This is a genomic window from Nostoc commune NIES-4072 (assembly GCF_003113895.1).
Lineage (GTDB): Bacteria > Cyanobacteriota > Cyanobacteriia > Cyanobacteriales > Nostocaceae > Nostoc > Nostoc commune.
Genome location: NZ_BDUD01000001.1, coordinates 877097 through 900285, shown reverse-complemented (window position 1 = coordinate 900285; position 23189 = coordinate 877097). Strand labels below are relative to the sequence as shown.

Sequence of the window (23189 nt, the reverse complement as noted above, 5' to 3'; positions counted from 1 at the left end):
AACTTTTAAGAGGAAACAACTTTTAGATGTGGGACATGAGATAAATAGTTCCAGGCAATCACCCGATTACGCCCAGTAGTTTTAGCTTGTAGCAAGCATTGATCGGCACGATGCAACAAACTTACTCCTTGCTCGTCATCCTCAGCTTGCAGACAGGCTGTACCTAGACTAATGGTGATATTAATTGTCAGTTTATTACTGATTGAAAATGGTTCCTCGCAAACTACCCGATTAAGACGACGGGCGACAACTAGTGCTTCTTCATCGTTGGTGTTAGCCAAAAGAATCACAAATTCTTCACCACCATAGCGAAATGCTGTGTCTTGACAGCGCAGATTGTGTCGGAGACGCTTAGATAGTAACTGCAAAATGCGATCGCCAACTAAATGCCCGTGAGTATCGTTAACTTTTTTGAAGTGATCTACATCCAGAATAATCAAACTCATGGAAGTCTTTTGACTTCTAGCTTTTTTTATTTACCTGGGTAAGTCCCATTCTAAAGCACGACGATTATTTAATTCTGTCAAAGAATCGGCTAAGGCGATCGCTGATAACATATCATTTGTGCGAATCAAATCTCGGTATTTTTGTGCTTTTCGCAAGCCAACAGTCAATTGAGCAAGTATTAGTCCATGATTGGCCGTCAATTCTGCCAAGCTATGATCTATTTTTCCATCAATAAGATGCCAAATATAAGCATCGGCTCCTTGCTTTAATGCCGTAGCAGTCATCTCTAATTCCCTGTGCCAACCCTTATTTCTATCAGTAAGCTGCTGGGGACGATCCTCGAACAGAATACAGTAGATCCAGGATAGTTTTGTCTGGTCTTTCAACCAATTGCAAAGTTCCATACTGCCATCCAGGCTAGCCTGCACAAGTATTATATCGGGGGGCATCATTTCAATCCGCGACACTGCCTGATTAAGATTGTCTAGAACTTCTACACTAAAAGCAGTCGTATAACGGATCTGATCTGGAAGTGTGGCGATAAAGTTGTTTTTTCCAAAGACCAGAATAGAAATATCCATTGCTTTATTTTTACCCCATTTAACTTTTCAAGAGATTAACTTTCTAAGACTTGCTGCTTTTGTTGGCTAATACCAAATATAATTTTCTAGGTGGAGTTATATTAGCTGAGATATTATTTTGTTGCCGAATTTATAATACTTTTTCAATTTTAATCTCCTTTTTAGGCTTTATTCTCGCTACTCTCATTTTTCACACGCCCTCTTCTGACAACTAATGTCTTCTTTACAGAATATTTTTAAAACCGTAAAAATACTGAATATTATTGGAATTTATAAAAACTAATTTTATGGTTTCTTAAGTGTTCTTTTTCTCAAATAATTAGCAAAATAAATAATTTGTAAAACTATCATGTTAGGTAACAAAATTTATTTCCAAAAAGAAAAACAAAGAAATCATAAACCTTTTTTATTAATTTATAAAGATTAAACCTACTTCATTGAATGAGAGATGTTATTAACCAAATATAAGTTAAGCGTTTTTCTTTAAAAGAGAGGCTTTTATGAAGTATCAAGGTTGGGATTTAATTTCCTCGATATCCACCTTGGCTTCAGGTTCTATAACATGGATGTATTCAGTAATTATTTTTGCACATCTCTCACAAGCAATATTTGATACTTTCAGTTTTAGTGCCATTTGCTACCCTAGTATGGGTTTTTTAAAGTATTTCTTAAGGATTAATCTTAAAGATCAAAATGCAATGTCTACGATGGGCTACGCCTAAGCACATCCTACCAAAGTAAAGTACAGTAGTGGTTTAACAACATCACAGTAACTGAATGTATGTCATCGACTGGCACAATTCGCTGGCAGTAATATGAAACAAAATGCAAGAATATATAAAGCTATTTATGAAAATACACCTATCTACTGCCGCTACGCCCAAGTCTAAAGTTAAAAATACCTATGTCTTCAAATCCTCAGTACTTAAGCGGTAACGAAATTCGCAATATATTTCTCGACTTCTTTGCCCAACGGAATCACCAAATTCTCCCAAGTGCCTCCCTCGTGCCAGAAGATCCAACCGTGCTGCTGACGATCGCGGGGATGCTACCATTTAAGCCGATATTCTTGGGGCAGCGCACACCAGAATTTAAGCGAGCTACGACTTCGCAAAAGTGTATCCGCACCAACGACATCGAAAATGTCGGACGCACCAAACGGCATCAGACGTTTTTTGAGATGCTGGGCAATTTCAGCTTTGGTGATTATTTTAAAGAACAAGCGATCGCTTGGGGTTGGGAAATCTCCACACAAATCTTTGGCATTTCCCCGCAAAATCTCGTCGTCAGCGTTTTTAAAGATGATGATGAAGCCTTTGAAATTTGGCGCGATCAAATCGGTGTGCCGATAGCGAGAATTAAACGCTTGGGTGAAGATGATAACTTTTGGGTATCTGGGCCGACTGGCCCTTGTGGCCCTTGTTCAGAAATTTATTACGACTTCCACCCAGAACGCGGTGACGAAAATATAGATTTAGAAGACGATTCCCGGTTCATTGAGTTTTACAACCTGGTCTTCATGCAATATAACCGGGATGCGTCCGGTAATTTAACGCCACTGCAAAACAAGAACATCGACACCGGCATGGGTTTGGAGAGAATAGCGCAAATCCTCCAAAAAGTACCCAATAACTACGAAACTGACCTGATTTTCCCAATTATCCAAACAGCAGCCGAAATTGCTGGCATTGATTACCACAAAAGTGATGAAAAAACCAAAGTATCTCTAAAAGTTATTGGCGATCACATTCGTTCTGTTGTCCACATGATCGCTGATGAAATTCGCGCTTCCAATGTGGGACGGGGTTATGTGCTGCGGCGGTTAATTCGGCGGGTGGTACGTCATGGGCGATTAATTGGGATTTCTGGCGAATTTACTACTCAAGTTGCCGAAACTGCGATCGCTCTTTCTGAATCAGCTTACCCCAATGTGCGCCAACGGGAAGCTGCAATTAAAGCTGAGTTGCAACGGGAAGAATCGAATTTCCTCAGAACTTTGGATAGAGGCGAAAAACTGCTAGAAGAAATTATCCAAGAGGTGAAACAGCGAGGGGAAACTCAAATTAGCGGTGAAAGTGCCTTTACTCTATACGATACCCACGGTTTCCCATTTGAACTTACTCAAGAAGTTGCTGAGGAAAATAACTTGACAGTTGATGTTGATGGATTCCAGAAAGCTATGGAAATCCAACAACAAGGAGGTAGAGGCGCACACGAAACCATTGATTTAACTGTGCAAGGTTCCCTCGACAAATTGGCAGAACACATTCAAGTCACCGAGTTTTTAGGCTATACCCAATCGGCGGCGACGGCAAAAGTCGAAGCGATTTTGGTAGAAGGTGTTTCTCAAGAGGAAGCAGAAGCGGGGACACAGGTACAAATTGTCCTTGACAAAACGCCATTTTATGGTGAATCTGGCGGACAAATTGGCGATCGCGGTTATATCTCTGGTGATGGTATTGTAGTTCGGGTAGAAGATGTGAAGAAAGAATCTGATTTCTTTGTTCACTTCGGACGCATCGAACGCGGTACACTGCGCGTAGGCGATAATGTTACAGCCCAAATTGATCCGGCTTGTCGCCGTCGCGCCCAAGCTAACCATACCGCAACCCACCTGTTGCAAGCAGCTTTGAAAAAAATTGTTGATGATAGCATATCTCAAGCTGGTTCCCTAGTATCCTTTGACAGATTGCGCTTTGACTTCAACTGTCCCCGTGCGTTGACAGCAGAGGAAGTGCAACAAATTGAGGAACAGGTAAACACTTGGATTGCTGAAGCACATGCTGCAAAAGTGGAAGTATTACCTTTAGCAGAGGCGAAAGCTAGGGGTGCTGTTGCGATGTTCGGCGAAAAATACGGCGAGGAAGTGCGCGTGATTGACTTCCCCAACGTATCAATGGAACTATGCGGTGGGACTCATGTGAGTAACACGGCTGAAATTGGCGTATTTAAAATTATTTCCGAAGCTGGTGTGGCTTCTGGAGTGCGGCGTATTGAAGCTGTTTCGGGGCCAGCAATACTAGATTATCTCAACCTGCGGGATAAAGTAGTTAAAGATTTGAGCGATCGCTTTAAAGTTAAACCCGAAGAAGTACCAGACAGAATCACAAGTCTACAAAGCGAACTGAGAAATACCCAAAAGGAATTGGAAACCTTGAAAGTACAGTTAGCGATCGCAAAATCTGACAGCTTGCTGCAAACAGCCGAAACTGTAGGCGATTCTAAAATCATTGTCGCCCAATTAGAAGACGTTGATCCAGAATCATTGAAAACCGCAGCCGAACGCTTGTTGCAAAAAATCGGTAACGGTGCAGTGGTGCTGGGTTCTGTTCCTGAAGAAGGGAAAGTTAGTATAGTTGCGGCTTTTAGTTCTGAAGTCAACAAAAAAGGTTTGCAAGCTGGTAAATTTGTAGGTGCGATCGCTAAAATCTGCGGTGGTGGCGGCGGTGGAAGACCGAACTTAGCCCAAGCAGGCGGACGGGATGCGAGTAAATTACCAGAAGCGTTGCAACAAGCCGAAAGTGAGTTAAAGTCCGCCTTGGGTTAACCATCTTCTGATTCAACGAGAGAGACTTGTGTAGCGCACCAAGCAAATTGGTGCGTTACCAATACTGCACGCTTTGTGCATTTTAAACTCGGAATTGGGTTTTGGGAAAAGGTTAAAGGTTTTTTCTTTCCCCTTTTACCCAAAACCCGACAAGTATTGGGTGCGTTACGGCTTCGCTTAACACACTCTACATTTTAGGTTAGCTTATAAAGATTGTTGCTGCTCATCTTCTACGTAGTTATCATTGGGAGATATAGGACTAGTATTTGATTTATGAAAAGATACGTAGGGTGTGTTAGCGACAGCGTAACGCACCATCATCAAGGGTTTGGTGCGTTACGAACTGCGTTCTAACACACCCTACAATACCTAATTTTGTTCAAAAATCAAATATGATTCCTATATTACCCAACCAACGTTTATAGGTAATTGTGATTCCCACCAATCGCCCTAAAGATGGGTTCCGGGTTAGATTTCAACCTCAGTGAAACGTTTTATGGTTTCCCAAATAGACATACATTTATCTAACGGAGTTTTGCAACGCTTGCAAAATGTAAAAAATTTTGTCGGTGAAAATGTTAACTCTCTAAGTAACTCAGCACAACAAGTTGGGGAGTCTTTGAAAGCAACAGCAACTACAACAACTGATAAAGCAATTGATACAGTTACGACAAGCTTAGAACAAACTTGGCAAACTGCTGATAAATTTAAGAGTACAACATCAGGCGCAGTTAAAGATGTGATGGTATCTTCTGCAAGTGATTGGCTGACACAACACCCGATATTTTTTCGGTTAGTTCAAATACTAGGTTGGGCGACTAATCACCCAATTATTAGTATAGTGATTTTGCTGTTTGCACTTGCTTTAATTTGGAGCGTCATCAAAGCAATCGTCCGCTTGATTGAAACTGCTAGTTGGTCAATACTCCAAGTTCCGATAAAATTGCTTCAGGCTTTGATTAAAGTTAGCTTTTTATCCTTAACTAAAGTTGGCACTTTTGCTGTTCAACGAATCACAGCTACAGAAACAATTGATAACCTGCCAGCTTTGCTACCTGAGAATTTTCAACCAAGTAAACAACAACGATTAGCAGAAATATCTAGTCGCTTAGAAGCAATTCAAAAGGAACAACATGAGCTTTTACAAGAAGCCGCAGACTTGATTGCTTCCGATACAATTGATATAGAAATATCAAAAATTAAACAGCTAAAAAGCGTTGAATCACATCTTGGCTGAGTTCGGCTGTGGAACCGGAGGCGACAATACCACCTTTTTGCATAGCGTAATAGTAATCAGCCTGACGGACAAAGTGCAAATGTTGCTCTACTAATAGAACAGAAATACCTGTAGTTTCGACAATGCGACGGACTGCGGCTTCAATTTCTAGGATGATGGAGGGTTGAATACCTTCGGTGGGTTCATCTAAGACGAGTAATTGAGGTTCTCCCATTAAAGCACGAGCGATCGCTAATTGTTGCTGCTGTCCACCACTTAAATCACCACCCATCCGCGAAAGCATGGTTTTTAACACCGGGAATAAGCTAAAAACTTCCTCTGGAATTTCTGCTTTTTTTACTGGTTTGCGTCTAGCTTCCAACCCCAGCAGTAGATTTTCTTTAACTGTCAACCGGGGGATAATTTCTCGTCCTTGGGGGACATAACCAATTCCTAACTTTGCCCTTTGGTCAGGAGATTTCGAGTTAATTAATTCTTCAGCTAAGTTAATAGTACCACTGCGGGGTTTGAGTAAACCCATAATTGTTTTGAGTAAAGTAGATTTCCCTACGCCATTACGACCAATCAGGCATACCATTTGCCCCGATGGTACGCTTAAATCCACATTGCGGAGAATATGGCTTTCACCGTAGTAAACGTTAAGGTTAGAAATTTTTAGCATAATAAAATTCAGTCTTGTATTAAAAAAATCTTATGCAGAGGAGAACACTTCCGTGCGGAGGTTCCCGACCTTGAGCGATAATCTGACAATACGATCACGCCATCTTTGCCTGACAACCAACTAATCGCTATCTTGCACCCCCAACTGCTGTAACAACTTATGAATTGATAAAATGGGTAAAGATGAACTCAAAAAACCTTGCGTATCGCGTGTCAAAATAGCGTCTAACCTTTGAGCAATAGCACAAGCGATTTGAATAGCATCTTCAAAATCAGCTAAACCAGATCCAAAAGCTGATTCCAAGACGGCTCGATTAACAGGACAAATTACCATAGCAGTCAGCATTTCTGAAACTGCTTGTCGTGCTTGCTCAATGCTACGGGTATGTCTTCGGGAAATATAAAAAATATCTGTAAGTGTTGTCGCTGTAACATATTCAACGACACGACCAGAATCAATCTTCTGAAACAAAAGTTCTGCGTGCAACAGAAAATCTAGAACAATATTAGTATCAAGTAAAACTTTCACTAAAGATACTTGTCTACCCGCCGCTCTTCTAACATTGTAGCCACTTCTTCATCAGTTGGTGCTGGCCGATCTGTTTTTAACAAGCCTCGCATCCGTCTAATCGCGCCAGAGCGCTCAGGCTGAGAAATTGGCATGTCTTGCAAAGACTCAATGATGGCGCTCACTAGTGCAAGGCGATCGCTTGGTGATAGCTTGAAGACCTGCTCCTTCAATTCTTGTAGCAACATAGACGGCTCCTATAGTCGAAGGTGTCTACCATCTAGTATGGACGATCAGGCCCTCTATGACCAGATTTATTAACCCTGCTACTCCCAAGTCTGTAGCGACTACTCCCAAGTCTGTAGCGACTACTCCCAAGTCTGTAGCGACTACTCTCAAGTCTGTAGCGACTACTCTCAAGTCTGTAGCGACTACTCTCAAGTCTGTAGCGACTACTCTCAAGTCTGTAGCGACTACTCTCAAGTCTGTAGCGACTACTCTCAAGTCTGTAGCGGCTTCTCTCGTGTTTGCTACCTCTTGCCTTATTATATGAGTAATTATATACCGAATTATTACTGAGATAAGCTCAAAAATTTTATTATCAGAAATTGCGATTTATGCTGAAGCGGAATCGGGCTTAATTGAGGCAAGCTAGCTCTAGAAATATCTTAAAAGAGCAAGTTTATGTCTCGTCAAAAACGTACATCCCGCATTTTAGAAAAAGTTGAGTTAAGAGCATCTGGGATGAAATCGATTGTTCCAAGCATTAAATTTGAACAAGATTATACTTTAGAAAAACTGATTGAGTCAATCGAACAGTTACGTAACAAACTTGATGTTCATAATAGCGCTCTGGCTATAGTTGACTCTACTTTAACAGAAGTTGAAGAGATGGAAAAAAAATTGAAGCAGCTTTCTGAGAAAATGTTAATGGTGGTTGCTATCAAGTTCGGCAAAGACAGCGCTGAATATGAAATGGCAGGTGGTGTTCGCAATAGCGATCGCATCCGCAAAATGAGAGCGAGCCGCTTAAAAAATGTTGCAGACCAAGCATCAGATAAGAATGGGAAACCTGCATAGAAAATGAGATAATACAATTTTGGATTGAACAATCTAAAATCTCAAAGGTGTTTTTACCTCTGGCTGAAGCAAGCTTTTTATCACAATTGAGATGTCCAAAATTTTCCATTTGATCGCCAGACATTAGAAATTGCTATGGAAGATATAGAGATGAAAATTTCATACAGAGGTGCAGCGCAGTGTTAGCCTGCTGACCGCAACAAACGAGTAAAACCTTCTTGCTCAAAGTGTTTATCAGTTGTTAATGCCTCCATAATTCCTTGCCTACGCATCAACACAAAGCTTACAGCATCACATAATGAATAGGTTTTATCCTGTCTTGCTAACAATAAATCTATTGCTTCTTGATGTAGCGGCTCATCAACCCATACAATTTGAACGTTTGAATTGTTGATTAGTTCAAGGCTGTATGACAGTACAATTGAACGGGAAAAACCTCTAACTAATGCTAGAGCCACTAATTCTGCTAGAACATAGTTGTGCGTAAGCCGAGTTCTGCTTGTAGTAGCAATCAGTTCAACTGCTCTTTCATGTTGTGGCTCATCTTTATGGAGAAAGCAGAGCAATCCTGACGTATCAAGCAGCATAATCTACATTCCAATGCTTAAAAGTCATTGGCGTAAGCTTTTGCCAAGTCAGCATCAATGCTTTCGTTATCTATACCTGTGGCATAACCCAAGCTAATTGCACCTGCATAACTAAGTAAACGTTGACGTGCTTCTTCTGGCTGAGTTTCTGGTTGCAGCTTAAGCACAGTCAGAAGACGATGCTGCCCATCAAGAGATGTCACAATCAATTCTGCTACCGAAAGCCCGACGGCATCAGCTTGCTGCTGCAAAGCTGCATAAACATCATCACTTAATTCCAGTGTTAGCAGTTGGCTCATAGGAATAAACGATTTCAACTAAAGCTAGAGCAATTATAGCTTTTTTCTTCACAAATATTGGCCGAGTGCAGGTGTATGCGCGTTGTTATGCTGCTGGAAGGCAATGTTAAAAGCATTTTAATTAGACCTCTTGCAGAAACGGCTTTCAAAAAGATCAAATTCATCTGGAGGAATATCTTCAAGTTCTATTTTCTCTAATGCTTTATAAGGATCTATGTGGTAATAGACATTATTTTTGGCAAAAATGATGAGATTTTCATGAGGATCGCGATTGTCCTTACTTGAAAAATCTGTGTGGTTGTCTGTTACAAAATGGAAATAATCTTTATTCTCAATTGATTCAGTTTCTTTAACCCAATTCTCGAATTGAAGATAGATTACAGTATCTGCAACTGAGTTTTTGCCTTTATGGCAAGGAGCTTTTTTTTCAAGAGCAATTTGAGCAGCATTTGCTAATATTTCAGTAGAACTAGACAATTTTATAGTGTTTTTGTGGTCAAAAGTACTTTCGATTATGCTTAACGCATTTACACCTTCTTTGCCATCCGATTTTATATTCTCATTAGCTTTATCTAGAAGAAGCAGAAAAGTTGAACGTTCCGAACCATCAAGATAATCTTGAATCTTTTTAGCATTATTTAGGTGACTTTTTAACGAGCTTGTGTATTTGCTAACAATAGTATCTTTGTGACGACTGTACTCTTCAACAGTTACATTAGAAAGCAGTATTTTTAATTTATTTTGGTTAAGACCAGATAGAATACTCTTCAACAAATGACTCAAATACACGAACAACTTCACGTCCACTAAGAATAGGAAGAGTAGACGCCATAACTAAGCCACAACCTCTACTTGGTGAGTTTCTATGGTAAGTGGCAAACCGCGCTCGGCACGAACTTGTAGGCAGGCAGCTATCGCATCTTTGATATTCTCTAGTGCTTCTTCTTTAGTCTGACCTTGACTGACACAACCCGGAATACTGGGGCATTCTACTATCCATGCACCATCTTCATCACGATCAACCGTTACATTAAACCTCATATTTCCTCATACACTAAGGTTGTGACTATAGTATATCTAAGCCTTGTAGAGCTAAAAATTTAGTCTTCCTGTTTTCCCAAATATACTTCAATTACACGAGAGTCATTTTGAACTTCCTCAAAATTTCCTTCGCACAGCACCGAACCTTCATGTAATACTGTTACTTTCTTGGCAATTTGACGCACAAATTCCATATCATGTTCAATTACTAAAATGGAATGACTTTGTGCTAGTGCTAAAAGTAATTCACCAATATTGTAGGTTTCTTCATCTGTTAAGCCAGCAACGGGTTCATCAACAAGTAATAAATCAGGTGACTGCGCTACTAACATGCCAATTTCTAAACGCTGCTTTTCACCGTGGGAAAGTAAACCTGCTCTGATGTCAGCTTTAGCAGTTAAACCAATAGTTTCTAATAATCCTTTAATATTATTCTTTTCAGCAGGATGAGAACGGCTAAACAAAGTAGAAAAGACGTTTTTATTGCGGTTGCTAGTAATTTCTAGATTTTCACGGGGCGTTAAATTTAAGTAAATTCGAGGTGTTTGAAACTTGCGCCCAATTCCTAACCGCGCAATTTTATATTCAGGTAAAGAACGCAGGTTTCTTCCTTTGAATAAAACTTGCCCAACGGTTGGTTGCACCTTCCCCGTAATCACATCCAGAAACGTTGTCTTTCCAGCGCCGTTGGGGCCAATTACTACTCGTAATTCGCCCACATCCATGCTAAAATTTAGCTGATTTAGCGCCTTAAAACCGTCAAAACTAACAGTTACGTTTTCAGTTTCCAATATTTTCGCGTTCATGTTGCACTTCGGGGTCTTCTTCCAAGGTGGGATATGTAGCAATTTGTTGACGGCGGTGGAAAAGAGAAATATTCTGACTACGCAACCATCCCACTATGCCGTCAGGAAGCACTGTAACGACTATCAAAAATAGTGCGCCTTGAAAAAATAGCCAGATTTCTGCAAATTGTTCGCTTAAAAAAGTGCGGGCATAATTTACTAACAAAGTTCCCACAATTGCGCCAATTAAAGTAGCGCGTCCGCCTACAGCTACCCAAATCACCATCTCAATTGAAAAGGCAATATCCATTGATCTGGGTGATACAGAACCACTTTGAATGGTGTAAAATGCTCCTGCAATGCCTGCGATCGCACCTGAAACTGCAAACACCAATACCTTAAAATCTGTAGGGTCGTAGCCAGAAAATCTTACCCGACTTTCATCATCACGAATAGCTATCAACAACCTCCCAAAGCGTCCAGTTGTCAACCAGCGACAAATCCCATAAGTTACTGCGAGAAACACTACCGTCAGTGTGTAGAAAACAAATTGCGTTTTGGCATCACTGACCGTTGCCCCAAATAAAGTTGTAAAATCTATCAGTCCATTTGTACCGTTGAAAAGCTGTTGTTGACCATTAAAGAAATTGAAAAATACAATAGTTCCAGCTTGAGTCAAGATAGAAAAATAAACTCCCTTGAGGCGATTTCGGAAAACCAAATATCCCAATAATCCCGCCAATAACCCTGGAATTAATACCACACTAGCTATTGTCAAAGGAAAAGAATAAAAAGGTTTCCAAAAGGCGGGAAGTTCTGTAACCCCATAAAGTCCCATGAAATCAGGTAACTCACCAGTAGGGACTTGCAGTTTTAGGTACATTGCGATCGCATATCCACCCAAACCAAAGAAAATACCATGTCCCAAACTTAGTAAACCAGTATACCCCCAAATCAAATCGATACCCAAAGCCACAATTGCCAGCGACAAAAATCGTCCCAACAAATTTAGACGAAACTCCGTCAACAACAGTGGCATAATAATAATGAGGAAAAGTGCGATCGTAACCACCACCCCCACCTCAATTAATAACCTTCCTCCCTTCTTTTTCATCTTGGCGTCCTTGGCGTCTTGGCGGTTCGTTTAAACATCAACAGTACGTCCCTTCTGTGGAAAAATCCCCCCAGGCTTCCACTGTAAAAACACAATAATCAACGCAAATACCAACACCTTAGCCATACTCGTCGTTGCAAAAAAACTAAACAAATCAGCCAAAGGTTTAACAGGACTCAACAGCAAAGCCAAAGTCCCAGAACCAATTAAAAAATTAGCCGTACCAATACCCAACGCCGCCACAATCGTCCCGGCTAAATTCCCCACACCCCCAACCACAACCACCATAAAAGTATCAATAATATAGTTTTGTCCCGTATTTGGCCCCACAGAACCGAGCAAACTAATCGCACATCCAGCCACACCAGCTAAACCAGAACCCAGTGCAAAAGTAATTGCATCAACCTTTTGAGTTGGTATACCCAAACAAGCACTCATACTGCGGTTTTGCGTCACAGCCCGAATTCTTAAACCCCAGCTAGAACGTTGTAAAAATAAATAAATTCCCGCCACACAGATTATTGTTAAACCAATAATAAATAACCTAGCAAAGGGTAATTGCACACCACCTAAAGACATTCCTCCCTGCAACCAAGTAGGCGCAGTTACATCCACATTTTGAGCGCCAAACCAAGGTTGAGTCACTGCTAACTGATAAGTTTGACTCAATAAATTGCCCGTTGTGATTGTCACCCCCAGCGATAATAAAAATATTACCGTCACAATCCAGTTACGAACTCTTCCCAAATCAGTGCGAGAATTTAAAATCCATAAACCTCCAAAAAACAACAAAGAAAATAAGCCTATACCAATTATCAATACCCAATTTACACTACGGACAAACTGTTGAAAAATTAAACTTACTCCCCAAGTTGCCAATAGAGTTTCTAATGGTCTTCCATAGAGATAACGAATCACACCTTTCTCTAAAATTAATCCCACAGCACCCGTGAAAATAAAAGCGATAATCAAAGCCAAAAATATATAGACTTCAAACCATACTCCGTCCAATTGCTTACATACATTTTGCACAACAAATGTTGTATAAGCGCCGAACATCATCAATTCACCATGCGCCATATTGATAACGCCCATCAATCCAAATATAATCGCTAATCCCAGGGCAGCAATTAATAATACAGCGCCAATACTAATGCCATTAAATACAGCTTCTAAAAATCCTGCTAACACTTATTTTTCCTACATAGCATTTATTTTTCATTAGTCATGTATCATCTGTTATTCACCAATGACTAATGACTAATGACTAAGAAATTAAACTTTCTTGTACTTACCACCCTTAGCTGGGTCACTCCAATCACAAGCAAATCCCTTAGTCTCTTTTACAAATTGATTCCAAGGAACTGGCTCAACGGCTGTTGGAGTAGCATAAACAATATCAAACAAACCATCTTGTCTAACTTGACCAATCCGCACAACTTTGGATATGTGATGATTGGTATCCATTGTCACTTTACCTTCAGGTGCATCTATAGTTTGACCATAGGCCGCAGCACTCACTTTCGCTATGTCTGTAGTACCAGCTTTTTCTACTGCTTGCTTCCACAAATAAACGGCGATGTATGCTGCTTCCATTGGGTCATTTGTTACCCGATTTTCACCGTACTCTTTCTTGAAAGCTGCAACAAATTTTTTGTTAGCGGGTGTGTCTACTGTTTGAAAATAATTCCAAGCTGCGTAGTGACCTTTGAGATACTCTACACCAATTGCTTTAACTTCTTCTTCGGCAATACTGACAGACATGGAAGGATATCTTTCTGGTGTCAATCCAGCACCTTTCAATTGTTTGAAGAAAGCAACGTTGCTATCACCATTTAGAGTATTGTAAATTACACCTCCATTAGGCAAAGCTTGCTTAATTTTAGTGATAATTGGTGTAACTTCTGTATTGCCAAGAGGTAAATAATCTTCACCAACTGTTTTTCCGCCCAAAGCTTCTAATTGAGCTTTAATAATTGTGTTAGCAGTGCGGGGAAAAACGTAGTCAGAGCCAACTAAAAAGAATTCTTTTCCTTTATTTTTTAACAGCCAATCAACAGATGGTTCAATTTGTTGATTTGGAGCAGCACCAGTGTAAAAAATATTTTTAGAACACTCTTGACCTTCATACTGCACAGGATACCAGAGCATGTGATTTTTGCTCTCGAATACTGGCTTCACATTCTTGCGGCTAGCAGATGTCCAACAGCCAAAAACTACAGCTACTTTATCTTGATCAATTAGCTTAGTTGCCTTTTCTCTAAAAGTATCCCAGTTAGAAGCACCATCTTCGGTAACTGCCTCAATTTGTTTACCTAAGACACCACCATTCGCGTTAATTTCTTTGATTGCTAATTTTTCAGCATCAACAACGCTTTTCTCACTAATAGCCATTGTGCCACTAAGGGAGTGCAAAATACCTACTTTGATTGTGCCACCAGCAGTAGCAGCAGCTGGAGATGCAGTTGGAGGTGCGGCTGGACTCTCTGTAGCAGTTGGGGAATTATTCGCGCAAGCCTTCAGAAAAAAGCTGCTTCCAAAAGTTAAAGAACCGTAGATTAAAAACTTGCGTCTGTTAAATTGTCTTCTCATCTGTTTATGAATTTTCCTCTTGATCAATCAGCCAACTTAATAGAAAGCTGACAATATTAAACTTTAAAGTGTGATGATAGTGCGATAGTTTACTATGAAAAAGTTACTTGTTATACAAAATGTCTGAACTTTGTAATAAAAAAATAACTTTATAATATTAATCTTTGTTAAGGCTAGTATTGTGAAATTATTGTCAGCGATGAAGAGATAGCTGGGTAATAATCTCATCTTTATTGCCAGATGCAAAATTAGCAAAGTGCTTTGCCAAAGGTGGTATAATCACCAAAGGATTGCTAAAGCCAGAGAATAAATGAACGCTATCAAATTCTGGAATAGCACCAATCAAGGGTAGGCGATCGCTACTAAATCCCACCAAGCAATCATGCCAAGTTCCTGGTAAATTCTCCAAAGCTGGTAAAACCTCACCGACACTTTTTCGCAACCATTTTTCACTCGCCTCTGAGTTTACCTTGGCATAAGGATCTGTGAGAACGCGGCTAATTTGACCGATGCGAAGGCTACCATCTTGAAACTGAATCGCACCCGCATCTAAAATTGGCGGTACTGGCTCATTACCTGGTTGATTCCACAATTCATCAACTTGAGTAGATTCAGCTTCTAGTTGAAATCGTTGCAGATTAGCTGGCATAACTAAGGTGCGTAACTGCACATCAACAGGTGGGGTTTCAATAATTTCTGCGTGGGTAAAATACAGCTTGACGGAAATACCGACAGATTTAAGCAGTTGGCGGCTAAGTCCACCCGCACAAATGGCAACGTTCGCACTGTGGTAAGTTGCAGTGGTTGTTTTTACACCATCTTGCAATACTTGCAATACTTGAGTAATCTGCATTTCACCCCCAGCACGCAGAAAGGCTTGGATGTAGGCAAGTGATGTTTTTTCTGGGTGGATATGACCGTGCTTGACAGTTAAAGCACCAGATATCGCCTCTCGATTTAGCAGTGGTTCCAACTCACAAGCTTCTTGGACACTCAATAAACGGGGTGGAATGGCAAAATGATTATATGATGCAGCCGTTGCTTCTGGGTCATTAACGGCTGAAATAGTAAGTAATAAATCTAATTCCCGAAATTCGATATCAGCGTCTAACTCTTGAGATAGGATATAGTAACGTATGATCGCTTCTTCGCACAATTGACGAGTTATTGGTGTAGTACCCGACCAATAAGCAAGTCCACCATAACTATAGCGAGTTGCATTTTGTGGTGTTTCATATTGCTCCAACAAAAGAACAGCAAAACCTGTTTTTACTAATTCGTATGCCAATGCAGCACCCGCAATTCCACCACCAACCACAATCCAGTCGTAGGTTTTCATATTTTATGAATTATGAATTACCATAAGTTGCTTGTAAACGACTTAAAAGATATTCTCCCGCCAGGATAGGCGGATAGATAGGCGATTGTTCTTTCTGGCAACTTTCTAGACAAGCTATTTCTGTATCATCATTAGGATGACAGAAAAAAGCGATAGAATAACGAGACTGCTTCACCTTGTTATCGCTGGGAATCATGACTCGATGCTTGGTTGAGCAAAATATATCATTTGTCCACCGTTGCATTAAATCGCCAGTATTAACCACCACAGTATCAGGAATCGCAGGTGCAGCAATCCAATTTCCAGATGCTGTCTGTACTTCCAACCCGCCAACGTCATCTTGGAAAAGTAAGGTAATACTGCCATAATCGGAATGCTCACCAGCACGTACCTGTCCAGATTTGGGTGGTATCTGCAATGGGGGATAGTGGAGCGATCGCAAGGTATGATTTTGTTGATTGTGTCTTGTAATAAAAAAATCTTCTGGCAATTCCAATGCTAAAGCATAAGCTTGTAACACTGTGTTAGCAAGTTCTGTGCAACTATCATAAAAGGCAAGAATAGAAGCATCTATTCCTATAGCCGCTTGTTTGTTTACATTAAACGCCTCTTTCAAGTCACCTGGTTTGTTGGGGTCAAGACGTTCTCTCTCAAGACCGACGTATCCTGTATTATTAAACTCATCACTCCAAGCTTGCTTTTGCTTAACTTTTAAGGGTAAATTAAAGAAAGATTTACTGTAACTGAATACTTGTTTTATTAAGTCTTTTGATATTCCTGAATTCTGCAAGTACATGAAGCCAATTTCATGGCAAGCTTGATAGATTTGTTTGATAATATTTTGTCGAGTTATTGTGTCGCCATTGCTAAACGCAGTTAAATCTATTATGGGAATTGTAACCATTTATATATAATTAGAAAGTTTGTGTTTTTGTTTTGTTAACAGTAGTATACTCAATACTTAGGTACGAAACTTTATAATGACTCTTGCTCCTTGGCGAAGCGCGATCGCTCATGCACTCCATCGCAACCGCAGCCTTGTTTATGCCCGTTACCTCCAACTAGCAACCGTGCAGCCGAATGGTCGTCCCGCTAATCGTACCCTAGTCTTTCGCGGTTTTCTAGAAGATACAAACCAGCTAAAATTTATCACCGATACTCGTAGCGCTAAAGCTGACCAGATACAGCAACAACCTTGGGCAGAAGTTTGCTGGTACTTTCCCAATACACGCGAACAATTCCGAATCACTGGCTGTTTGACTCTGGTCAGCAGTGATGATTCACACCAGGATTTAAAGCTAGCCCGCATTTCCATTTGGCAAGAATTGAGTGATGCTGCACGTTTACAGTTTGCTTGGCCGCATCCTGGTAAATTCAGAGTTGAAAATCCAGAAGCTTTTGCACCACCAGCACCCGACCCCGTGCAGCCATTGCCTAATTTTTGCTTATTGCTACTCGACCCACTCCAGGTAGACCACTTAGAATTACGCGGCGAACCACAAAATAGAAAGTTTTATCGCCGCGATGAAAATCAGGAATGGTTTTGTGAAGAAATTAATCCTTAATTTTGTCAGTTAGGAGTCATGAATTGGAAGGTGCAAGGATAATTTTTATTCCTTACTCCTCACTCTTAACTCCTAACTTGATTTAAATACCCGCACCATCTAGAAATTCCTGAATAGTTTTATCTTTGAGGTTGCACCAGCGAGTATCGTGGGTTAGCTCATCCTCTTTGGTGGCTAAACAACCTACTAAAACAGGACTTTTTTCTGAAGAATTGCTGCGCTGAAGAGTTTGTATTTGTTCTTCCAACGCCTCAATCCTGTCAACTAAAGCACGAATTACTTGAGCTTCTGAATCTGGTAAGTTATTGTGTTCAAGAGGTGCAACCCGAACTCCAGAACGATACATAATGCGCCCAGGCACGCCTACCACAGTACAGTCTGAAGGGACATCCCTTAGAACAACAGACCCAGCGCCAATACGGACATTATTACCAATTTGGATATTGCCCAGTACCTTAGCTCCAGCTCCAACTACGACATTTTCACCCACAGTGGGATGGCGCTTACCACATTCTTTACCAGTACCCCCAAGGGTGACACCTTGATAAATTAGGGTATAGTCTCCCACGATCGCAGTTTCACCAATTACTACACCCATCCCGTGGTCAATAAACACACTTTTTCCAATTGTTGCACCTGGGTGGATTTCAATTCCAGTCAAAAACCGAGCCACGTGAGAAATCAGGCGGGGAAAAAAGGGAAGACCAACAGTGTACAACCAGTGAGCCAGCCTATGGAATAGCAGGGCTTGCAAACCAGGGTAACAAAATAAAACTTCCAACCAGTTACGAGCAGCTGGGTCACGTTCAAATATGATACGAAAGTCAGCACGCAGTATAGATAGCACGAGATAGCACCCTCGGAAAGCACAACAAGCTACTCTCCCATATTATCCTCTCAGGCGTTATACCTCAAAATTGGGAATTGGGCATTGGGCATTGGGAATTGGGCATTGGGCATTGGGCATTGGGCATTGGGCATTGGGCATTGGGCATTGGGCATTGGGCATTGGGCATTGGGCATTGGGCATAAATTCTTACCAATACACAATACACAATACCTAATCGCTAACTCCTAACTCCTAACTCCTAACTCCTAACTCCCCACTTCACTACTGCTCCACTTTCAAAGTGTAATCTTGCTTGGCCTCAGGATTAAATGTACCCACCCAAATCCGATACGTGCCTCTTTTCCAATTGCGATCGCTAACGCTAGCATCTTTACTTTTACCAGTGTCATCGCCGCAACGAATTGTAGTTTGGTCTGGCCCTTGGATCAATAAAGTGGTATCATTGCCGTTGCTATCAACCTGTATTGTCATCTGGGGAAAGTCGTTTTCCAAAACCATAATATGATCTGGATTAGGATCGGCAAAACCGATACAGGCTTTTTGATCGCGATCGCGGTTACTTATGGCAGACAATGAGTAAGAACCACCTGTAAACCCCTGCAATGTTCCTGGTGATGGATTAGAGTTTGTTGACAGGGTGAAAGTACCAAAATTCGCTGTCTCTGCTATTGCAGGCGTAGCTGTGATGGCGGCAACTAAAGCCAACAACCAGCCGCCGCTAAAGTTAAGTCGGGGGCGACAGTATTTCATCGTAGCCCTCCAACAGGCTGTTAAATTAGTAATGATATATACATATTCTAATGAAAAAAATCCAGTGAAATTTCAGTTGGTTGTGCCACATTCAAATGTGCCACAATTGAGTGTTTTTCAAGCAAGCAGATAATTGCTAGGTTATCTCTTCATATAAATTGTTTGGTTTGGCATATCATTTCTTACTTTACGATCAACAACACAGCATAAATTAAAATCTGACTGTGTACTTTGCAGTTCTATTTTTATAGATAAGACTTGGCCCTTTCCTAGTACACTAAGAAACTTATGATTAACCGCGCCTACAGACTTGGGTAACAGCTGGATAAATTCTGGGCTGGGGTTGGGATCATGGGATAAGAAAATGCAGAAGGTGAAAAATTATCTAACCTTCTGCACTTGAGCTTTTATGAAAATCTCACGAATTATTGAGTTTGAAGAAAACGCCACCTTTGAGCGCTCTTGTGTCAGTTCCATAACTACTGACTGTGAGCGATCGCAGATTATCAAAAAACGGTTTCCCTAAAACTTCCACTAGTTTAAGAATCGGTACTTGACGCTCTAACAAATTCTGGCTCTTTGTCCAATCAAGATATATATAGCCTTGATTTGGTTGGTGAATCGCAGCAATACTATCTTTGAAATTCGGATTGTCAATTAAGGAATTATCCTTAGCTGTAAGAATTTCATCCATCGTTTCTAAGTCAGAGGTGAAAATTTCGTAATTTCCTAAAGTTGTATGCAATCCTCGCACTTTTGTTTCAATACTGAAGAATGTTCCCTCTTTAACATCACTTTTTTTTGTAGCCGTAGTTAACTCTGTCCAAGCAGAGATTTTTTGCTTGGACAGAGTTAGGGGATTAATGCTGAGTCCATTTGATGAGGCGATCGCATCTAATCGAGCGACACCTTTATCCACACTCTCGGATTTTTCCACCGCAAAAATCCAATGAGGGATCGTTTGCTCTTTCCCAGGTAACAATGCTATGGCATATTCTCCTTGTACCCAGCTAAAAATATCCTCTGCTAAGTTTATACCCCAGCTTTTTTGAACATCCGCCAAAGGTTTTGCTAACCGAGAAATTACATCTTCCTCAGAACCATATATAGTTGCTGTTGCTTGTCTCCAGAGTTTGGCTAAATCACTGTTACCCAAATTGCTTAAATTTGAGCCAGAAATTGCCAAACCTGCGGACGCTGGAACATACTGCAATGCTCCTACAGGTTTAGATAGTGGTGAAGATGGGGAAACAATTTCCGATGAAGTTAGAAAACTGGTTTCTGCTAGCAAACCTTTGGGGTTCAACGCCAGGGAAATAATTTCGCTGTCGTAGGTTTGTTCTGGCAATTCTAAACCTTGCCATTTTGCCACGATGGGAAGATTCAAGAAAGCTACAGCTAAACCCCCTTTAGGAAATTGTTTTGTTGCTTTTTGGTATTTGGGGGAGCTAGTCAAATTCAGATCGGGCGCTTGGACATTATTGATGGCGTCTCGCAACACCTTCGGATTGTTGGCAAACAACACAAAGCCTTCACCAACAACAGCACCAGCTAGAGAATTTTGGATTTTGGATTTTGGATTTTGGATTTTCTCTTCTGTACTTACTTCTTGATTGTCATAGATCAGTTTTATGCCTTTGTATTGTTCAACAGCTAAGTTTGCTCCAGCTAACGCCCGTTTGGAAAACAACAACTCGACAAACTCGCGGCTTTTCTGTGGTTGCTTGGCTGCTAGTGCTAACAAATACCCTGGCTGCTGTCCGTTTTCTTGATCGCGATCAATATCTAAGGTGGTGATAGCTAAGGTAATTTCGTCCCCTAACCAGGGTTGAACGTCTTCTTTGTAATCTATGCCACTTTTGGCGAATAAACTGGTTTTGAGTTTAGATAGTTCTCCTTCACCCTGCAACGCCTGCAACCGATCGGGGTTCACCAGTAATGAAACCATTACAGGAGACAGTTTCGACACAAAGATGGCTGCATTAGGCCCAGAGGTAGAAGCAGTGAGGTTAGCCGGATTTTTGGCGGAAAACCAGTAAAAGCTAGCGATCGCAATTACTAGCAGTGCGATCGCACCAGCTACGATAAAACCAATAAATGAGCGTTGCCTATTCACATTAAACCTTTAAAAAGACGGTTTACAGCCATTTAAGCAGAAAGCCTACCAGAATCTATCAGCCTTCTTGAGAATGGATACTCATGCAAAGACAGAGATTTTCTGTCACCATAAATAGGATTAGGACTGTTTATAGGGAATTCTTTTAGTTAACCCATGAACCAGATTAGTGTACAAGAACTGGCACAACGTCTTTCTTCTGGTGATGCAAGTATTCAGCTAGTAGATGTACGCGAACCACAAGAATTAGAAATTGCTAGCATTGAGGGCTTTGTCAACCTACCCTTGAGTCAATTTGCCGAATGGGGAGATCAAGTTCCTAACCTCTTCAATCCCCAAGCTGAAACCCTTGTACTATGCCACCACGGCATCCGTTCTGCCCAGATGTGCCAGTGGTTAATTGCTCAAGGTTTTACAAATGTGCAAAATATTTCGGGTGGTATTGATGCTTATTCCGTCTTAGTAGACCATTCAATTCCCCAGTATTAGCTTGTATTTAGGTACATTACTTAGATGGAAGTTATTCTTCCATCTGACTTTTGGTATGCTAAAAATAGCAGTAATTAAAAACTTAGGGGTTAGCCAGGAAAGCTGGCAACTTTCTCTACTGGCTAAATATTTACGAAACTTTTCGACCCCAATCTTAGCTGCGATCGCCGCAAAATTACGTATACAATAATACTTTTATAAGGGTAGAATTATGCAAAAATAGACTAGAAAAGGATGTTGTAAATTCAAACTCTCAGCTTTTGCTGCAAAGATCCGTTAAAAGAATGGTGTACCTGAACTTTAAGATTAATGATCACAATATAATTGTATAATTTGTTATCTTAATACATTATTAATATTCTTAGTTTTCAATCAAATCCAGAAATTTTTTCAGACTTTGATTAAAATTTGCTAGCATTACATACCCTATGGAAGTCCAGTTAACAAATCGACAACAGCATATACTTTGGGCAACGGTACGTCACTACATTGCTACGGCAGAGCCTGTTGGTTCAAAAGCTTTGGTCGAGGAGTACGACCTGGGTGTAAGTTCAGCCACAATTCGCAATGTGATGGGCGTTTTAGAAAAGTCCGGGTTACTTTACCAACCACACGCCTCTGCTGGACGTGTCCCTTCAGATTCAGGTTATCGCATTTATGTTGACCAGCTAATTACACCTTCTCTACGAGACGCCGCGCGAACCGAAACTTTAGGACGAGAAGTAGAGGTGGCATTGCAAAAGCGCCTCCAGTGGGAAGATTGGAGTTTAGAAACCCTACTGCAAGGAGCCGCACAAATTTTAGCCACCTTGAGTGGTTGCATTAGCTTGATTACCATGCCGCAAACGACTACAGCACTATTGCGACATCTGCAATTAGTGCAAATTGAAGCGGGGCGGATCATGCTAATTGTAGTCACCGATAGTTATGAGACACATTCCAAGTTGATGGACTTGTCACCAATACCAGAAGAAACACAACGTGATTCAGAGGTAATTGATCGCGAGTTACAAATTGTTTCTAACTTTTTGAATACCCACTTGCGGGGCCGAAGTCTGTTGGAATTAGCCAACCTCAACTGGAGCGAACTAGATCAGGAATTCCAACGCTACGGGGAATTTTTGAAACATTCAGTTGCCGAATTGACTCGTCGCACTCATGCGCCGACTGCAACCCAAATTATGGTTCGGGGTGTGTCAGAAGTTTTGCGCCAGCCCGAATTTTCCCAGTTACAGCAGGTACAAACAATTATCCACCTGCTGGAAGAAGAACAAGACCAGCTATGGCGATTAATATTTGAGGAACCAGAACTTGAGGATGTGCGTAAGTCAAAGGTAACGGTTCGCATTGGTGCAGAAAATCTTCTAGAACCGATACGCACCTGCACCTTGATTTCTTCCACCTATCGCCGAGGTTCAATACCAGTGGGAAGTGTGGGAGTTTTGGGGCCAACGCGTCTAGATTATGAAAATGCGATCGCAGTAGTAGCATCTGCTGCTGATTACCTCTCAGAAGCTTTCAGTTATTTCAATCCCTAATAGAGACAACCTGCTACGGGTTTAGACAAAGAACAATACCATAGCAGGTAGATCAGCCGAATTT

24 protein-coding genes and 1 pseudogene are annotated in these 23189 nt (G+C 40.9%); 7 read left to right on the top strand and 18 right to left on the bottom strand.

Annotated elements, in window-relative coordinates:
• Window positions 1–5 precede the first annotated feature (5 nt).
• A pseudogene (locus CDC33_RS03990) lies at window positions 6–1028 on the bottom strand (GGDEF domain-containing protein).
• A gap of 904 nt (window positions 1029–1932) precedes the next feature.
• Here CDC33_RS03990 and alaS point away from each other — a divergent pair.
• Both alaS and CDC33_RS03975 read left to right on the top strand, forming a co-directional pair.
• Entirely contained in the window at window positions 1933–4575 is a 2643-nt protein-coding gene (alaS, locus tag CDC33_RS03980) for an alanine--tRNA ligase (RefSeq protein WP_109007392.1), read from the top strand.
• A 496-nt stretch (window positions 4576–5071) separates the two neighbouring features.
• Window positions 5072–5812 carry a hypothetical protein gene (locus CDC33_RS03975; RefSeq protein WP_109007391.1) on the top strand — a complete coding sequence of 247 codons (741 nt, stop codon included), beginning with the start codon at window positions 5072–5074 and terminating at the stop codon, window positions 5810–5812.
• Here the strand turns inward: CDC33_RS03975 and urtE are convergent.
• The 3 genes from urtE to CDC33_RS03960 all read right to left on the bottom strand — a co-directional run bounded on the left by urtE (window position 5775) and on the right by CDC33_RS03960 (window position 7228).
• Complete coding sequence (urtE, locus tag CDC33_RS03970) at window positions 5775–6473, bottom strand: urea ABC transporter ATP-binding subunit UrtE (RefSeq protein ID WP_109007390.1); 699 nt, start codon at window positions 6471–6473, stop codon at window positions 5775–5777. The two genes, CDC33_RS03975 and urtE, sit on opposite strands and share 38 nt — an antisense overlap.
• Before the next feature lie 120 nt (window positions 6474–6593).
• Window positions 6594–7001, bottom strand: a complete 408-nt coding sequence (locus CDC33_RS03965; RefSeq protein WP_109007389.1) for a PIN domain-containing protein — start codon at window positions 6999–7001, stop codon at window positions 6594–6596.
• The gene (locus CDC33_RS03960) at window positions 7001–7228 is read right to left on the bottom strand and encodes a hypothetical protein (protein WP_109007388.1); all 228 of its coding nucleotides are present in this window, start codon (window positions 7226–7228) and stop codon (window positions 7001–7003) included. Before CDC33_RS03960 ends, CDC33_RS03965 begins: the two co-directional genes overlap by 1 nt.
• Before the next feature lie 56 nt (window positions 7229–7284).
• Here CDC33_RS03960 and CDC33_RS37695 point away from each other — a divergent pair, with 56 nt between their 5' ends.
• Together CDC33_RS37695 and CDC33_RS03950 are read left to right on the top strand one after the other, a co-directional pair.
• Entirely contained in the window at window positions 7285–7533 is a 249-nt protein-coding gene (locus tag CDC33_RS37695; RefSeq protein WP_146195773.1) for a hypothetical protein, read from the top strand.
• A 131-nt stretch (window positions 7534–7664) separates the two neighbouring features.
• Entirely contained in the window at window positions 7665–8060 is a 396-nt protein-coding gene (locus CDC33_RS03950; protein ID WP_109007386.1) for a hypothetical protein, read from the top strand.
• Between the two features lie 182 nt (window positions 8061–8242).
• Here the strand turns inward: CDC33_RS03950 and CDC33_RS03945 are convergent, their stop codons facing one another.
• The 10 genes from CDC33_RS03945 to CDC33_RS03900 form a co-directional block, all read right to left on the bottom strand.
• Complete coding sequence (locus tag CDC33_RS03945) at window positions 8243–8647, bottom strand: type II toxin-antitoxin system VapC family toxin (RefSeq protein ID WP_109007385.1); 405 nt, start codon at window positions 8645–8647, stop codon at window positions 8243–8245.
• Window positions 8648–8664: 17 nt separating this feature from the next.
• The gene (locus CDC33_RS03940) at window positions 8665–8946 is read right to left on the bottom strand and encodes a hypothetical protein (protein ID WP_109007384.1); all 282 of its coding nucleotides are present in this window, start codon (window positions 8944–8946) and stop codon (window positions 8665–8667) included.
• A 117-nt stretch (window positions 8947–9063) separates the two neighbouring features.
• On the bottom strand, window positions 9064–9735 hold the full coding sequence (locus CDC33_RS03935; RefSeq protein ID WP_109007383.1) for a PIN domain-containing protein: 672 nt from the start codon (window positions 9733–9735) through the stop codon (window positions 9064–9066).
• Between the two features lie 45 nt (window positions 9736–9780).
• Window positions 9781–9987, bottom strand: coding sequence for a type II toxin-antitoxin system HicB family antitoxin (locus tag CDC33_RS03930; protein WP_109007382.1), 207 nt, complete (start codon window positions 9985–9987; stop codon window positions 9781–9783).
• A 59-nt stretch (window positions 9988–10046) separates the two neighbouring features.
• Window positions 10047–10793, bottom strand: coding sequence for an urea ABC transporter ATP-binding protein UrtD (gene urtD / locus CDC33_RS03925; RefSeq protein WP_109007381.1), 747 nt, complete (start codon window positions 10791–10793; stop codon window positions 10047–10049).
• Window positions 10768–11886 (bottom strand): urea ABC transporter permease subunit UrtC, encoded by a 1119-nt coding sequence (urtC, locus tag CDC33_RS03920; protein ID WP_109007380.1) that lies wholly within the window; start codon window positions 11884–11886, stop codon window positions 10768–10770. Before urtC ends, urtD begins: the two co-directional genes overlap by 26 nt.
• A 30-nt stretch (window positions 11887–11916) precedes the next feature.
• Complete coding sequence (gene urtB, locus CDC33_RS03915) at window positions 11917–13077, bottom strand: urea ABC transporter permease subunit UrtB (RefSeq protein ID WP_109007379.1); 1161 nt, start codon at window positions 13075–13077, stop codon at window positions 11917–11919.
• An 84-nt stretch (window positions 13078–13161) separates the two neighbouring features.
• Window positions 13162–14478 carry an urea ABC transporter substrate-binding protein gene (gene urtA / locus CDC33_RS03910; RefSeq protein ID WP_109007378.1) on the bottom strand — a complete coding sequence of 439 codons (1317 nt, stop codon included), beginning with the start codon at window positions 14476–14478 and terminating at the stop codon, window positions 13162–13164.
• Window positions 14479–14671: 193 nt separating this feature from the next.
• Window positions 14672–15817: an NAD(P)/FAD-dependent oxidoreductase gene (locus CDC33_RS03905; protein ID WP_109007377.1), complete on the bottom strand. Its 1146-nt coding sequence runs from the start codon at window positions 15815–15817 to the stop codon at window positions 14672–14674.
• Between the two features lie 10 nt (window positions 15818–15827).
• Complete coding sequence (locus CDC33_RS03900) at window positions 15828–16721, bottom strand: isopenicillin N synthase family dioxygenase (RefSeq protein ID WP_109007376.1); 894 nt, start codon at window positions 16719–16721, stop codon at window positions 15828–15830.
• 76 nt (window positions 16722–16797) lie between these two features.
• On the opposite strand from CDC33_RS03900, the gene CDC33_RS03895 reads away from it, so the two are divergent.
• On the top strand, window positions 16798–17382 hold the full coding sequence (locus tag CDC33_RS03895) for an Npun_F5749 family FMN-dependent PPOX-type flavoprotein (RefSeq protein ID WP_109007375.1): 585 nt from the start codon (window positions 16798–16800) through the stop codon (window positions 17380–17382).
• An 82-nt stretch (window positions 17383–17464) separates the two neighbouring features.
• Here the strand turns inward: CDC33_RS03895 and cysE are convergent, their stop codons facing one another.
• The 4 genes from cysE to CDC33_RS03880 all read right to left on the bottom strand — a co-directional run bounded on the left by cysE (window position 17465) and on the right by CDC33_RS03880 (window position 21098).
• Window positions 17465–18229, bottom strand: coding sequence for a serine O-acetyltransferase (gene cysE / locus CDC33_RS03890; RefSeq protein WP_109007374.1), 765 nt, complete (start codon window positions 18227–18229; stop codon window positions 17465–17467).
• A gap of 57 nt (window positions 18230–18286) precedes the next feature.
• The gene (locus CDC33_RS41125) at window positions 18287–18412 is read right to left on the bottom strand and encodes a hypothetical protein (RefSeq protein ID WP_280524392.1); all 126 of its coding nucleotides are present in this window, start codon (window positions 18410–18412) and stop codon (window positions 18287–18289) included.
• Between the two features lie 81 nt (window positions 18413–18493).
• Window positions 18494–18982, bottom strand: coding sequence for a hypothetical protein (locus CDC33_RS03885; RefSeq protein WP_109007373.1), 489 nt, complete (start codon window positions 18980–18982; stop codon window positions 18494–18496).
• A gap of 418 nt (window positions 18983–19400) precedes the next feature.
• The gene (locus CDC33_RS03880; RefSeq protein ID WP_109007372.1) at window positions 19401–21098 is read right to left on the bottom strand and encodes a DUF3352 domain-containing protein; all 1698 of its coding nucleotides are present in this window, start codon (window positions 21096–21098) and stop codon (window positions 19401–19403) included.
• A 156-nt stretch (window positions 21099–21254) separates the two neighbouring features.
• On the opposite strand from CDC33_RS03880, the gene CDC33_RS03875 reads away from it, so the two are divergent.
• Both CDC33_RS03875 and hrcA read left to right on the top strand, forming a co-directional pair.
• Window positions 21255–21587: a rhodanese-like domain-containing protein gene (locus CDC33_RS03875; protein WP_109007371.1), complete on the top strand. Its 333-nt coding sequence runs from the start codon at window positions 21255–21257 to the stop codon at window positions 21585–21587.
• Between the two features lie 428 nt (window positions 21588–22015).
• Window positions 22016–23125, top strand: a complete 1110-nt coding sequence (gene hrcA / locus CDC33_RS03870) for a heat-inducible transcriptional repressor HrcA (protein ID WP_109007370.1) — start codon at window positions 22016–22018, stop codon at window positions 23123–23125.
• Window positions 23126–23189 lie beyond the last annotated feature (64 nt).

Bases quoted from the DNA above. Each gene is read 5' to 3' on its own strand.
- alaS (WP_109007392.1), top strand. From the start codon at position 1,933: ATGTCTTCAAATCCTCAGTACTTAAGCGGTAACGAAATTCGCAATATA.
- CDC33_RS03975 (WP_109007391.1), top strand. From the start codon at position 5,072: ATGGTTTCCCAAATAGACATACATTTATCTAACGGAGTTTTGCAACGC.
- urtE (WP_109007390.1), bottom strand. From the start codon at position 6,473: ATGCTAAAAATTTCTAACCTTAACGTTTACTACGGTGAAAGCCATATT.
- CDC33_RS03960 (WP_109007388.1), bottom strand. From the start codon at position 7,228: ATGTTGCTACAAGAATTGAAGGAGCAGGTCTTCAAGCTATCACCAAGC.
- CDC33_RS37695 (WP_146195773.1), top strand. From the start codon at position 7,285: ATGACCAGATTTATTAACCCTGCTACTCCCAAGTCTGTAGCGACTACT.
- CDC33_RS03950 (WP_109007386.1), top strand. From the start codon at position 7,665: ATGTCTCGTCAAAAACGTACATCCCGCATTTTAGAAAAAGTTGAGTTA.
- CDC33_RS03945 (WP_109007385.1), bottom strand. From the start codon at position 8,647: ATGCTGCTTGATACGTCAGGATTGCTCTGCTTTCTCCATAAAGATGAG.
- CDC33_RS03940 (WP_109007384.1), bottom strand. From the start codon at position 8,946: ATGAGCCAACTGCTAACACTGGAATTAAGTGATGATGTTTATGCAGCT.
- CDC33_RS03930 (WP_109007382.1), bottom strand. From the start codon at position 9,987: ATGAGGTTTAATGTAACGGTTGATCGTGATGAAGATGGTGCATGGATA.
- urtD (WP_109007381.1), bottom strand. From the start codon at position 10,793: ATGAACGCGAAAATATTGGAAACTGAAAACGTAACTGTTAGTTTTGAC.
- urtC (WP_109007380.1), bottom strand. From the start codon at position 11,886: ATGAAAAAGAAGGGAGGAAGGTTATTAATTGAGGTGGGGGTGGTGGTT.
- urtA (WP_109007378.1), bottom strand. From the start codon at position 14,478: ATGAGAAGACAATTTAACAGACGCAAGTTTTTAATCTACGGTTCTTTA.
- CDC33_RS03905 (WP_109007377.1), bottom strand. From the start codon at position 15,817: ATGAAAACCTACGACTGGATTGTGGTTGGTGGTGGAATTGCGGGTGCT.
- CDC33_RS03900 (WP_109007376.1), bottom strand. From the start codon at position 16,721: ATGGTTACAATTCCCATAATAGATTTAACTGCGTTTAGCAATGGCGAC.
- CDC33_RS03895 (WP_109007375.1), top strand. From the start codon at position 16,798: ATGACTCTTGCTCCTTGGCGAAGCGCGATCGCTCATGCACTCCATCGC.
- CDC33_RS41125 (WP_280524392.1), bottom strand. From the start codon at position 18,412: ATGCCCAATGCCCAATGCCCAATGCCCAATGCCCAATGCCCAATGCCC.
- CDC33_RS03885 (WP_109007373.1), bottom strand. From the start codon at position 18,982: ATGAAATACTGTCGCCCCCGACTTAACTTTAGCGGCGGCTGGTTGTTG.
- CDC33_RS03875 (WP_109007371.1), top strand. From the start codon at position 21,255: ATGAACCAGATTAGTGTACAAGAACTGGCACAACGTCTTTCTTCTGGT.
- hrcA (WP_109007370.1), top strand. From the start codon at position 22,016: ATGGAAGTCCAGTTAACAAATCGACAACAGCATATACTTTGGGCAACG.